The organism is Brumimicrobium sp. (assembly GCF_048268645.1).
Taxonomy (GTDB): Bacteria; Bacteroidota; Bacteroidia; order Flavobacteriales_D; family Crocinitomicaceae; genus Brumimicrobium; species Brumimicrobium ulvae.
The window spans coordinates 528,048-541,326 of record NZ_JBLWVE010000001.1; the positions used below are offsets into that span (position 1 = coordinate 528,048).

A 13,279-nucleotide genomic window follows, 5' to 3' on the forward strand; every position below is an offset into this window, starting at 1 on the left:
GTAGATCGTAATCTTTTTACGTTCTTAAAAAATTATGTTGTTTGGATTGATTTATTGTTGAAATAGACTGAGGATTTCTTCTGCATGTGCCTTAGTTTTAGGCTTTTTAATTATATCGTGAATTTTTCCTTCTTCATTAATTAAAAATGTAGTCCGGTGTAATCCATCATACTCTTTTCCCATAAACTTCTTTGGCCCCCAAATTCCATAAGCGTTTATTACTTCTTTATCTGTGTCTGCAATTAAGGTAAAAGGCAATTCATGCTTGTCGATGAATTTTTGGTGACGTGTTTCATCATCAGGACTAACGCCTAAGACAACGATGCCTTCTTTTTTAAGTTCTGCAAAATTATCCCTTAGGTTACAAGCTTGATTTGTGCAACCTGGAGTCATGTCTTTCGGATAAAAGTACAGTGCAACTTTACTTCCTTTGTAGTCTGAAAGTTTAACTTCTTTTCCGTTTTGATCTTTCGATGTGAATGTTGGAGCAAGATCTCCTTTTTGTAAATCCGTCATTTTGATATTTATTTAAACATTGTTTTGACAATATTATAATCAAATGTAATAAGATTTTTTAAGTATTGTCGTTTTATTTGTAATTATTTTTTATTCTTAAAAAGTACCTTCCTTATATAAGTTAATCAAAATTATTAATTCACCAATTAGAAATCGAAAAGGAATGAAAGTTGTAACTTTGGAGGACGATTACAAAAACATTACAAGATGAAATTACTATTTGGAAGCTTTCTTATTTTTATGGTATTAATTATTTCTTCATGTGGCTCTTCTTATAAAGCGGTGGCCTTTAAGAAAATGAGAACCCCATTAAACCCTCTTGCACATAAAGGGGTAAATGAATATACTCCTGTTGCTCATATTGAGTATGCCCAGCAGGCTTTGTTGGCTAGAGAGCATTACAATAGAGAAGTGCAAAAACGTACAAAAGAGTATGAAGAGGCGCTAAAACGTTACAATGAAGCAACAATTGTTGAACGTATTACGCAAGGTTTGGTAAAACCTGAATTGATTCTCCCTGAAGCTCCCTTCATGCCTTATATAATCAATTCAGCTGAACTAGAGAACAAGATCAATATTGAAGGAATGCAAAAAAGCACAGGAAACGGATTGATGGTAAACGTGTATGTAGAAGACTTTCAATACAGTAAGTTGACCATTAACGATACGGTTAAAAAATCTGTTAAGGATGGTGTTGAACAAATTGATTCTATTTACTCGGCATCGGCTGAAGTTTTTCAACCATTAAGATTGAAGGTTGTAGCTCCAAATGGAGAGTCCTATAGCAACCAAATTACCACGAGTCGAAAACCAAAAAAAATAAGTACTCAGAATTTCTACACCCGTCATAAGGCAGAGAATAAAATCTATGAATTGATTCATAAAGAAGAGCAAAACCTTTACCTCAGCAATGTAACTACGGTAAATCGAGTACTCAACGATCAATTTGGAACGCAATTAGTCAGTTATACTGTACACCTTTTTCAAGTTAATTCAGATAAGCATGATTACAGTGATTTAAAACAAGCGAATATTTTGGCTCAAATAGGATTTAAACAGCTTCATGAAAATCCGAACAAGGCCTATGAAAACTTAGCGCAAGCGTATGGAATTTGGAAAGCAGCATTGAAAGAACATGATAGTTATAAAAAAGCCAGAATTAATGATAAGGTGAAACAAGGTTTGTTGATCAACTTATTGGCTACAGCAACTTTTACGGACAACTGGACAGAAGTTGTAGAGTTTAACACTTTGCTTGAAAATATGAAGTTAACTGGAGCAACAACGACAGAGTTTAGACGTTTAAAAACAATTCAAAATGATCTAAAAAAACGTCATGATGCCATCAGGAATTAAACTTAATTTTCGAACACAGGATACAAAAAATATATCTGACAGCTGTTTATGTTGTTCCCAAAATTAGACTCGACTTTTTCAATCTTACAGAAAATAAATTCTAATTTTAACCGAAAATAAATCAAATTGCTTTTCACATAGGTTGAGTAAGCAGAAGATAGCGCTATTATGACATTAACAGCTTTAGATTACGGAATAATTCTTGTCTTTTTTTTGGCCGTAATAACAATAGGAATTGTTGTTTCTAAAAAGTCAGGGAAAAGCAGTTCAGAATTCTTCTTGTCAGGAAGGAATATGCCGTGGTGGCTTCTTGGTTTTTCCATGGTGGCTACAACATTTTCAACAGATACGCCAAACTTTGTTACTGATGTGGTGCGTAAAGATGGAGTTTCAGGGAATTGGATTTGGTGGGCTTTTCTTATTACTGGTCTACTTACAGTTTTTGTTTATGCCAAACTTTGGAGGAAGTCAAACGTAGAAACCGATATGGAGTTTTATGAACTGCGATATGGCGGAAAACCTGCAAAGTTTCTTCGTGGATTTAGATCTGTTTATCTTGGATTGGCATTTAATGTCTTAGCCATGGCTGGAGTTACATTGGCGGCAATTAAAATCGGTCAGGTAATGCTAGGACTAACTTCTTTAGAAGTGGTGGGTATTGCAGGAACAGTGACAGTGTTCTTTAGTGCAGTTGGTGGATTTAGAGGAGTGATTTACACAGATTTTCTACTGTTTTTTGTAGCTATGGCTGGGTCTATTGGAGCAGCCTATTATTTGGTTAATCTACCTGAAGTTGGTGGTATGGCCGAATTAATGACTCATGAGAATGTTCAAGGAAAATTGGCAATGTTGCCCAGTTGGAGTGATAAAGAGAAGTTTATTACCATTTTAATTATTCCTTTGGCTGTTCAGTGGTGGAGCTCATGGTTTCCTGGTGCCGAACCAGGTGGTGGAGGTTATATTGCACAACGTATGTTGGCAGCTAAAAACGAGAATCACGCTGTGGGTGCAACTTTCTTTTTTAATGTCATGCACTATGCGCTTAGGCCATGGCCATGGATCATTGTTGCTTTGGCTTCGTTGGTTGTTTTCCCTGATATCGCAAGTATTCAAACAGCTTTTCCAAATGTAGAAGAAAGCAAATTAGGTCACGATTTAGCTTATTCTGCAATGTTAACAATGCTTCCGGCTGGACTACTTGGTTTAGTGCTAGCCTCTCTTGGTGCTGCCTATATGTCAACGATTTCTACACACCTGAATTGGGGCTCGTCCTATATCGTTCACGATTTTTACAAGCAGCACATCAATAAAAATGCGAGTGAAAAAGAATTGGTGCGCGTAGGAAGACTGTCGACTGTCGTGTTAATGATCATCAGTACCATTGTAGCACTTTTGTTGAATCATGCGACTCAACTTTTTGATATCATCATCATGTTTGGAGCCGGTACCGGATTGGTGTTTATTATGCGGTGGTTTTGGTCTAGAATTAATGCGTGGAGTGAAATTACAGCCATGTTTGTCTCAGGAATCATTTCGATTTTGGTCAACTTTACTTTTATCGGTACATGGTTGTTTGGAGAAAAAGTAGACAATGTCTTTCATGAAGGAGTTTTTGTAGCTTGGATGCAATATCCTTTTGTTGTGTTTGCCACTACAGTTTGTTGGTTGTTGGTTACCTTTTTAACACCAAAAGAAAAAAATGAGGTGTTGTTTAATTTTTATAAGAAAACTCAACCTGGTGGACCCGGATGGAAAAAGGTAATCAAAGCAGCAAAAGATCAAAACATTGATATTGTTGAAAGTAAAGAGGCGTGGACAGTACCCACTGGAATATTAGCGGTCTTGGTTGGAACAGTTGCTGTTTATGGCGCATTATTCACAACAGGTAAATTTATTTATGGAGAATATCAAAATGCAGGACTGTTTTTGATGATAACACTTCTGGCAGCATTTACTTTAATGTTCTTGTGGAGAAAGTTGAAAGGAAAGGTCTTTTAATCTTTTTCCTTTTGAACATAAATGTAATCTAAAGCTTCATCAATTGTTTTGTGTTGGAATTCAAATCCTGTATTTAATATTTTACTATTGTCAATTCGTACACCTTCCAAAACAAGTGAGGACATTTCACCAAGGACTGTTTTTAAGACAAAGCCAGGAACATTAGGCAGCCATAAAGGTTTTTTTAAATACGAAGCCACGGCTTTGGTTAACTTTTCATTCGAGATGTTTGCACTTGATGCATTAAATACGCCATCGAGTTGACTGTTTACCGCATGAACATAAATCCGCGCAATATCCTTCAATGTAATCCAAGGCATCTTTTGTTCACCCGAACCTAATGGAGCACCAATATAGTTTTTAATTGTTCCAGAAATTTTTGGTAATGCTCCTCCTTTTTCTGTCAAAACAACTCCTGTTCTGACTTTAACAACTTTTTGTTGAGGAGAAAAAAGATCTGCAACTTCTTCCCATCGCCTTACCACTGTAGAAAGAAAATCTGTTCCAAAATCATCACTTTCTTTATATATCTTAATAGGATCCTCATATCCGTAGCAAGTAATTCCTGAGGCAGAAATATACTGTACTAGAGCTGGGGTGTTTTGGCTAATTTCATGGAGAAATTGAGTTGGTTTTATTCGAGAGTTAAAGATGGCTTCTTTTCGTTTGTCGCTCCATCTTTTGTCTGCTATACCAACTCCTACAAGGTTGATGATGACCTGGACACCTTTAATTGCTGCCCGATCAATCTCTTTGTTTTTGGGGTCCCAGTGAAAATAAGGAGCCTCTGGATTTTCTTGTCGGGTTAGAATTCGCACCTCATGGCCTGATTTTTTGAGTTCTTTTTGTACTTCCTGACCAATTAGTCCTGAACCACCTGCTATTAACACAATGCGCTTTGACACCTTCTTTTCCATTTTTATTGTTGTTCCAATAACGATTTGTAAATTATTGCGGAGACAAACTTACAACTACTATTTCGTTTCTTCTAAAAAAAAGTAAAATGAATAGGATGTAAGTCATAACTTGTCTATTTTTGAATAAACTAAAATTATTTGATATGAAAACTACATTGACATTATTGATTGCAATATTCATGGTCTCAACATCTTCTTTAGTTGCGCAAACGGAATCTGAAAAGAAGTTTGAAAGCGTCTCTAACGAGAAGTTTCAGGAAGCAATTGAAACAGGGGAATATATTTTAATCGATGTAAGAACGGTTGCAGAGTATGAAGCTGGACATATTGAAGGAGCAAAATTATTAGATATTAATTCTGATTATTTTGATGAAACATTAAGTAACATGCCGAAAAATCAAAAGTTTCTTGTTTACTGTGCTTCCGGAAACCGAAGTAAAGCAGCAATGGATAAAATGAAATTATCTGGATTTACCCATGTTTTAGAATTGAACAATGGTTATCAAGGTTGGGAGTAAAATCCGATGAATTAAATACCGTAACTGTATTGAAAAATCATTAGTACTTCCTTTTAGTGCTAATGGTTTTTTTCTTTACTAGAACCTACGGTGACGATGTTTTATCGTTTTAAAGAATACATAAAAATGAATTTATACTTATGGATTAACGTTTTAACCGTTGTGGTATTGTTGATTTTTTCATTCAATAAAAAAGTCCACTTCTATACCCATTGGAAGACATTGGCGCCTGTCATTATCTTTGTATGTAGCTTGTTTATTGCCAGTGATATTTACTTTACAGACCTTGGTGTTTGGGGTTTTAATATGGACAGTTTAACAGGGTTGTTATTCTTTAATCTTCCCATCGAAGAAGTGCTCTTGTTTTTTACAATTCCATTTGCTAGTGTATTCGTTTATGAATTAATTAAAGCCTATTTTTCGAAGTACTCTTCAGTACGTGTGTCTTATTATTTTTCCTTTCTGTTCACACTGTGTTGTTTTATTCTGGCCTTTGTGTATTACGAAAACACCTATACGTTTTCTGCAATGTTGGGTGCAGGTCTACTAAACTGGATCGTTTATTTTGGGTTTACTCCAAGATGGTATCCTTACTTTGTAATCTCTTACCTATTTCTTCAACTTTTTTTATTGCTTGTAAATGGCTTGATTGTTCATTTAGGAAAAACAATGGTGTGGTATAATGAAAATGAAATCATTGGATATAAACTGTTCTCAATTCCAATCGAAAGTCTATTCTGTAACTTTATGATGTTCTTTTCTATTGTTATTGTTCATGAATACTTACGTAAGCTATGGGAAAAAACATAAAAAGGTACGTAGCTTTCTACGTACCTTTTATGAACTTAACCAAAAACCGATGGTTGCATACCGTTTGATTTAGATGGTTATGGATTAAGTCAATTAGCGAGAGATTTGTACTAACTCAATGCTACGGCGTTTTTTACTTCTATCGAAGTGAATGATCTAGACTCACCATTCTTGGATAAATACTTGTTGGTAACAAGTTTTCCAGTAATTGCAAGCTGAGTACCTTTTTTTCCTGACTTCGCAATGTAGTTTGCAGTCGGACCCCAAGCATGTATGTTGTGCCAAAAAGTTTTATCTTTTTTGTTTCCTTCTTTGTCAACATAACGCTCGTTAGTTGCCAAAGTAAAACGCACTTTCTTCGCACCGCTTTCAAAGTTTGTAATTTCAGGATCGATGCCTATGTTTCCGATTAATTGAACTTGATTTCTCATAACTTTTGATTTTTAGGTGAATAATTAATTATAGTATAATCATATCATTGATTTCTATTTCAGTGTAGGATTGACGCTGACCATTCGCATTGTAAAAACGTGATCTTAATCTGCCCTCTATGGCCAAAGCCTGACCTTTTGAACCTAGTTGTTCCAATACAGGAACCCATTTCCCCCAAGCAGTAACACGATGCCAATTTTTTAGATTCTTGGTATTGCCCTTCTCGTCTAGATAGGTCTCTTTTGTTGATAAAGAAAAACGTGCTATTTTTCTGCCGTCAGCGATTTCTAAAAAGGTTGGGTCAGAAGACATTTGACCAATTAGATTTACGTGATTCATTTGTTGTACTCTCATGATGTTTGTGTTAAGGATGAATAATGTTTTAAGAAGTGCCCAAGAGGCGCTTGAGCACTTCTTTGTTTTTTTAGATGATTACTTGTTTTTAACTGTGCTCTTGTCACGGTTTAATACCATAAACTCACGCATTGTAACTTCTGTTTTATAGCGTTTTTCACCTTCTTTCGTTTCGTAAGAATCGTTGACTAACTTTCCTTCTAAAACAATTTCAGATCCTTTTTTGAGCAACTGCTTGCAAAGTTCTGCGGTCTTACCCCAGGCAACTACATTGTGCCATGTAGTATTTTCTACCCATTCGCCTTTCTTGTCTTTATAAGCCTCGTTTGTTGCTACTCTAAAACGTGCAAGAGAATTCTTATCACCGAATTGTGTGATTGCTGGATCTGCACCTAAACGACCGATTAAACTAACTGTGTTTCTTAATGTGTTCATGTCTGTAAATTTTAATTAATAATAGTTTGAACTGTTTCTCAAGCTGACTCTCAGCCATCGACACTGCAAAGGTGGGGTAAGTCCTAAATCAGATTCGGTTATTTGTCGCTTGTTGTCGAATGTCTTTCGCTTGTAAGTGGTTAAAACCGTTTACAGCACTTTAAAATAAGAGTTGTATGAAAAAATAAAAAAGTGAAGATTTTTGATGTTTTTTTGGTGTAGTATTTTTTTAACACCAATAACCCGATAAAATGAAGTACTATTATTAGAAAGCGGAATGGTAATAATGTTGAAAATGAACAAAAGGCCTTTTCATTTGCATAAGCATCAGAGAGATTAGCGAAACCTGTTTCTATGTAACAAATGTTATATACGCCTTAATGAAGTTTAGTTATATTTGCACTCAATTTTAAATTATGCATGCACAATGATTAGATTTTTTATTACTTTATTTTTTGCTATAGTCATTAGCTTTAGCCTTACAGCTCAAAATCATTTTACAACCTCTGTGGAAGTTCAAGGAAATAAGACAATAGTGATTGAGTTAATCACCACAGGAGTTGAGATAAATGGAAGTACAACACCTCCATATACTTGTCCTGATGGCTATAATTATAATGTCCTTTTTGATTACTCCATCAAGGCTTATAATAATCAAGGAAAAGAAGTTGAGTTTAAAAATATTTATACTCTTCAAGGTGTTTTTATTTGTAATAATGAAACTTCTTTTTTTGACCTACCCAACTCTCTAGATGAAGGGTCTGGTAAAACTGTTGGTAATATTTGGAAAGGTGATTCTGATTGTAATTCTGCAACAGTGGAAAGTTTATATTGTAATGAAATTGTATTTGAAATTGAAATGAAAGGTTATGACGGAAGTCGTTATATTACTGTGCCTGGGACTTCTTTACTCCCCATCGAACTCATTACTTTCGATGCAATCAAAAAAGACCGTCAAGTTGAGCTTTCATGGAAAACAGCAACAGAGACAAACAATGACTTTTTTACAATTGCGCGTTCTGTTGATGGAAAGTATTGGGAAGATTTACAATACATCGAAGGTGCAGGTAACAGCGTACAAGTTCAAGAGTACTCGTATACAGACGATGCACCTTACGCAGGGATTTCTTATTATAGGTTAACACAAACAGATTTTGATGGAACACAGAAGACCTTCCCAATCGTTTCAGTTGAACAAAAAGACTTAGAGGTCTTACAGGCTTATCCAAACCCTGTGGTTCATACAGTGACTTTAATGGGTGTAAAAGAAAATCAAGCTATACGTATATTTAATGCTGTCGGTATAGAAGTAACTGAAAACACGCAGTTTTCAATTTCTCCATCAAAGAAAACACTCATTAATATGAATGATTTGCCAAAAGGTGTGTACTATATTGTAAATGGAGCAAAACAAATTAAAGTGCTTAAGCAATAATTCAAGAGAATGATAATGAAACGAAGCCAGAAAGAGGAAACTTTTTCTGGCTTTTGAGTTTATGTAAGTTACATGAGTTACACACATTCTATAGTAAAATTCGGACCTTTGTTCTTAAAGATTAAGATTATGGCAACAATAAATTTAACAGCAGAACAATTTAAATCGGATGTGTTTGATTATACAACTGAAAAAGAATGGAAATACAAAGATGATGTCCCAGCGATAATAGATTTTTACGCAGACTGGTGTGGACCATGTAAAATGGTAGCACCAATTTTAGAAGAACTTTCTGAAGAATATGCAGGAAAAGTAAAGATCTACAAAGTAGATACTGAAGTGGAACAAGAATTATCAGCAGTCTTTGGCATAAGAAGCATTCCTAGTATGCTTTTCATTCCAACAGGTGATAAACAACCAATGATGCAAGCAGGTGCTTTACCAAAGAACTCATTAAAAGAGATTATTGAGAAAGAGCTTGTTTAATTTTGAACGATGAATGTTGAACGATGAACGATGAGTTATGAATGATGGTGCAATTCATCGTTCATAATTCATCACTCCTCATTACCCTACAACTCCTCATTAACCAAAGGCATTACATTAGTAACCATTTCCAACGCAATATCTATGTTCTTCACATCTGAAAAAATCAACCTTAGCTTATCGTTTTTCTGATTCATTTTTACGCCTCTAGGATTCGTTTGAATATAGTTTAATACTTGAGTAAAAATAGGACTTTGATAATAAATATGCTCAGGATTTTCATGGAAGTATCCAATCATTTTTCCTGATTTAATTATTAATCGCGTAAATCCAATTTCTTGTGCTTTTCGGCGTAAGCGAATAGATTGCAACAAGTCTTCAACTACTAATGGAATTGGTCCGAAACGGTCAATTAATTGATTTTCGAATTGCTTCAATTCTTCTTCTGTTTGTAGACTGTCTAACTCTTGATATAGCGCCAATCGTTCAGATACATTGTTTACATAATCGTCAGGAATACGAATTTCCATATCCGTTTCTAATACGCATTCTTGGATAAATTGTTGATAACTATCACTATTTCTGTTCTCGAATAAGTCTTTGAATTCAGATTGACGTAATTCATCTATGGCTTCGTTGAGTATTTTTTGATACATGTCGAATCCAATGTCTGCAATGAATCCACTTTGTTCTCCTCCTAGTAAGTTTCCAGCACCACGAATGTCTAAATCTTTCATCGCGATGCTAAATCCTGCACCTAAATCTGAAAATTGAACCAAGGCATTCAATCGTTTTTGTGCCTCAGAGGTCAACATGTTGTATCGTGGTGCAATTAAGTAACAGAATCCTTTTTTAGTGGATCTTCCAACACGTCCACGCAATTGATGCAAGTCACTTAAACCAAAATTGTTGGCTTTGTTGATGATTATCGTGTTGGCGTTGGAAATGTCAATTCCAGATTCAATTATTGTAGTGGCCAGTAGAACATCGTATTCATGATTGATGAAGTCCATCATGATTTTTTCTAACTTCTTTCCATCCATTTGACCATGACCGATGGCTACACGAACACCTGGACATAATCGCTGAATCATACCTGAAACTTCTTGGATGTTTTCTAATCTATTGTGAACAAAATAAACTTGTCCTCCACGACTAACTTCATAAGAAATCGCATCTCGAATAGCTTCTTCATCAAACTCAATCACTTCTGTTAAGACAGGTTGTCGGTTTGGTGGAGGAGTGTTGATAATGCTTAAATCTCTTGCCCCCATCAATGAAAACTGCAGTGTTCTTGGAATTGGAGTAGCGGTTAAGGTTAAGGTATCAACCGTTGCTTTTAAAGTTTTCAATTTATCTTTTACAGACACACCAAACTTTTGTTCTTCATCAATAATGATAAGCCCCAAGTCTTTAAACTTAACATTCTTTCCAACGATTTTATGTGTTCCAATCAGGATGTCAATCTTACCATCCTCTAAATCTTTTAGCGTTTCATTGACTTGTTTTGTCGATTTAAATCGGTTAACATAGTCTACACGTACTGGAAAATCTTTTAATCTTTCTTTAAAACTACGGTAATGTTGGAGCGAAAGAATTGTAGTGGGGACCAAAATCGCCACTTGTTTTCCATCCGTTGCTGCTTTAAAGGCAGCACGTACTGCAATTTCTGTCTTACCAAACCCAACATCTCCACAAATTAAGCGGTCCATTGGTGTGTCTTTTTCCATGTCCTCTTTTACAGCTTCAGTAGCTTTCAGTTGGTCTGGCGTATCCTCATAAATAAATGAAGCTTCAAGCTCGTTTTGTAGGTATGTATCAGGTGAGAATGCATATCCAGGTCTGCTTTTCCTTTTGGCATAAAGTTGAATTAAGTCGAAAGCAATTTCCTTTATTTTCTTTTTGGTTTTATTTTTCAACTTAGCCCAAGTCTGTGTGCCTAACTTATTCATGGAGGGAGCCGTCCCGTCTTTTCCAGTAAATTTGGAGATCCGATGTAAAGAATGAATAGAAACATAAAGTACATCATTGTCTTTATACACCAAACGAATTGTTTCTTGCTGTTTTCCATTAACATCAATGGTTTCAAGACCACTAAAACGTCCCACACCATGGTCAATATGTGTTACATAGTCTCCTTTTTGAAGGTTGTGCAACTCTTTTAAAGTCAGTGCCTGCTTTGCTTGCCTAAAACCTTCTTTTAATCTGAATCGATTGTAGCGTTCAAAGATTTGATGGTCGGTATAGCACACCAATTTAAGTTCTTCGCTGATAAACCCTTCATGAATTGCAATATTCATTGGGGTGAATTCAATGTCAGCCTGAATATCGTTGAAAATATCAACTAAGCGTTCAATTTGTTTTGGTTGGTTTGAAAAGATGAGGTTTTTAAATCCTAATTTTTTTCTTTGCTTTAAATCTTCGGTAAGCAAATCAAAATTCTTGTTGAATGCAGGTTGTGGTTTATCATTGAATTGAACCACTAATGCTTCTTTGTTGGTATAATCAGGGCCCCATTCTATGTGTGAAAAAACCTGAGCTTCTTTTTCCCATTCAGTAGGATGAAAATATAACTCTGAAGGCTTGCTGTGTTTCACACCTGTATCAGGCAGTTCAGAATATACTGTTGCCGCTTTTTTGTATTCTGTTTCTAATTGGCCTTTAACTTCTTTAAATGAACTTAACCAAACGGTGGTTTCGGAACCAACAAATGAAAGGAAACTTCCGTTTTCGGTGTGATCTAAAGACAAAGTAATATTTGGAACAATATGGAAAAACGCATGTTCTTTAATCGAAAGCTGTGAAACAGGGTCAAAAGTTCTAATGGTTTCCAATTCGTCACCAAAAAACTCAAGTCTAAAAGGTTGATCGTTTGAATATGAGAAAATATCCACTATTCCTCCCCGAATAGAAAATTGACCGGGTTCATATACAAAATCTACAATGTTGAATTCGTGCTCTAATAAAAACTCATTTAGAAATTCGATTTTATATTCTTTACCTTTTTCTATTTTAAAAGAATTGGTAGAGAGTTTTTGTTTTGTAGGTACCCTTTCAAATAGTGCTTTGGGGTAGGTAACAATCCATGAATTTGGCGACTTTGTAATCTTATCTAATGCTTCCGCTCTTCCAACCACATTTGCATTGTCTGTTTCTTCTAACTTATAAGGTACTTTATAAGATGCAGGATAAAAAACAATGCGATCATCTTCGGGATAAAGTCCTTGCAAATCGTTGAGAAAGTAGGCTGCTTCTTCTTTGTCCTGCAAAACGAAAAGATGATGGCCAGGAACTTCTTCTGCAACAGCACTCGACATAAAAGCTTTGCTTGCACCAACTACACCTTTCCATTGAATTTTTGCAGGACGATTTTGCAACTTCTGGATTGAAGTCAGTACGCCTTTAGATTTTTTAAACTCTGCTTTTACTGTCTTTATATTCATGCTTTATTCGATTGGAGTTGCAAAGTTAAGCTATCTATTACTTTATTCATAACTTAGGAAAACAGCTTGTGTTAAAATGTGTCTGAAGAGTAAAAAAGATAACCCTGTATCCATTCTGGTGGTGCGTTTTGTTTCAGGACTTAAATTTTATACTAATGATAAGGGGTTTGGAGCTTTTTTATGGGGTAATCAACTGTGGTACAGTGGTGTTGATAAATGAACTCTAGATTAGGGTAAATTTATCTAAAACTCTTTATATATCTATTGTACAGAAGATTTATTTTGTTAAAGGAGCAGTAAGATGCAAATTATTTTAATACGTTTTACATTTATTTACTCATTTTATCCATAGGTATTTGTTGATAGAATTTTTTGCGGGCTTATTAACAAGAATTTAAAGTTTTTAAACACACTTTTTTAATGTAACTTCCTTTGTAGATGTGAGGTTTCAAATTGAACAAATTTTATCGAAGATTAATGTGCACAAAAAATGTGAATAACTAAAAAACGATAAAAATCTATTGCTCCTTTTATGTCAATAAAAGTTTCTAATTTTATACCAGATTTAGGAATCAGTAT

The 13,279-nt window shown here is 35.0% G+C and carries 12 protein-coding genes; 6 read left to right on the forward strand and 6 right to left on the reverse strand.

Annotation, left to right across the window (positions count from 1 at the left end; all coding sequences use genetic code 11):
* Positions 1–51: 51 nt before the first annotated feature.
* Complete coding sequence (gene bcp, locus ACN0U3_RS02220) at positions 52–516, reverse strand: thioredoxin-dependent thiol peroxidase (RefSeq protein ID WP_417264973.1); 465 nt, start codon at positions 514–516, stop codon at positions 52–54.
* A 207-nt stretch (positions 517–723) separates the two neighbouring features.
* Here bcp and ACN0U3_RS02225 point away from each other — a divergent pair, with 207 nt between their 5' ends.
* Both ACN0U3_RS02225 and ACN0U3_RS02230 read left to right on the forward strand, forming a co-directional pair.
* Positions 724–1,872, forward strand: a complete 1,149-nt coding sequence (locus tag ACN0U3_RS02225) for a hypothetical protein (RefSeq protein WP_417264974.1) — start codon at positions 724–726, stop codon at positions 1,870–1,872.
* A gap of 168 nt (positions 1,873–2,040) precedes the next feature.
* Positions 2,041–3,870: a sodium:solute symporter family protein gene (locus ACN0U3_RS02230; RefSeq protein ID WP_417264975.1), complete on the forward strand. Its 1,830-nt coding sequence runs from the start codon at positions 2,041–2,043 to the stop codon at positions 3,868–3,870.
* Here ACN0U3_RS02230 and ACN0U3_RS02235 read toward each other — a convergent pair.
* A complete protein-coding gene (locus ACN0U3_RS02235; RefSeq protein WP_417264976.1) occupies positions 3,867–4,787 on the reverse strand; it encodes a TIGR01777 family oxidoreductase in 921 nt (306 codons plus the stop codon). The genes ACN0U3_RS02230 and ACN0U3_RS02235 overlap by 4 nt on opposite strands.
* 143 nt (positions 4,788–4,930) lie before the next feature.
* Between ACN0U3_RS02235 and ACN0U3_RS02240 the strand changes: the two genes are divergently transcribed.
* Together ACN0U3_RS02240 and ACN0U3_RS02245 are read left to right on the forward strand one after the other, a co-directional pair.
* Entirely contained in the window at positions 4,931–5,305 is a 375-nt protein-coding gene (locus ACN0U3_RS02240) for a rhodanese-like domain-containing protein (protein ID WP_299202137.1), read from the forward strand.
* Between the two features lie 126 nt (positions 5,306–5,431).
* Positions 5,432–6,115, forward strand: coding sequence for a lycopene cyclase domain-containing protein (locus ACN0U3_RS02245; RefSeq protein ID WP_299202136.1), 684 nt, complete (start codon positions 5,432–5,434; stop codon positions 6,113–6,115).
* A gap of 110 nt (positions 6,116–6,225) precedes the next feature.
* On the opposite strand, the gene ACN0U3_RS02250 is transcribed toward ACN0U3_RS02245, so the two are convergent.
* From ACN0U3_RS02250 to ACN0U3_RS02260, 3 genes are all read right to left on the reverse strand, one after another.
* Positions 6,226–6,546, reverse strand: a complete 321-nt coding sequence (locus ACN0U3_RS02250) for a single-stranded DNA-binding protein (protein WP_299202133.1) — start codon at positions 6,544–6,546, stop codon at positions 6,226–6,228.
* 28 nt (positions 6,547–6,574) lie between these two features.
* Positions 6,575–6,901, reverse strand: a complete 327-nt coding sequence (locus ACN0U3_RS02255) for a single-stranded DNA-binding protein (protein ID WP_299202131.1) — start codon at positions 6,899–6,901, stop codon at positions 6,575–6,577.
* Between the two features lie 78 nt (positions 6,902–6,979).
* On the reverse strand, positions 6,980–7,336 hold the full coding sequence (locus ACN0U3_RS02260; RefSeq protein ID WP_417264977.1) for a single-stranded DNA-binding protein: 357 nt from the start codon (positions 7,334–7,336) through the stop codon (positions 6,980–6,982).
* Between the two features lie 427 nt (positions 7,337–7,763).
* Between ACN0U3_RS02260 and ACN0U3_RS02265 the strand changes: the two genes are divergently transcribed.
* Together ACN0U3_RS02265 and trxA are read left to right on the forward strand one after the other, a co-directional pair.
* Complete coding sequence (locus ACN0U3_RS02265) at positions 7,764–8,771, forward strand: T9SS type A sorting domain-containing protein (RefSeq protein ID WP_417264978.1); 1,008 nt, start codon at positions 7,764–7,766, stop codon at positions 8,769–8,771.
* A gap of 129 nt (positions 8,772–8,900) precedes the next feature.
* Positions 8,901–9,257, forward strand: a complete 357-nt coding sequence (gene trxA / locus ACN0U3_RS02270; protein ID WP_299202125.1) for a thioredoxin — start codon at positions 8,901–8,903, stop codon at positions 9,255–9,257.
* An 86-nt stretch (positions 9,258–9,343) separates the two neighbouring features.
* On the opposite strand, the gene mfd is transcribed toward trxA, so the two are convergent.
* A complete protein-coding gene (gene mfd, locus ACN0U3_RS02275; protein WP_417264979.1) occupies positions 9,344–12,700 on the reverse strand; it encodes a transcription-repair coupling factor in 3,357 nt (1,118 codons plus the stop codon).
* Positions 12,701–13,279: the final 579 nt, after the last annotated feature.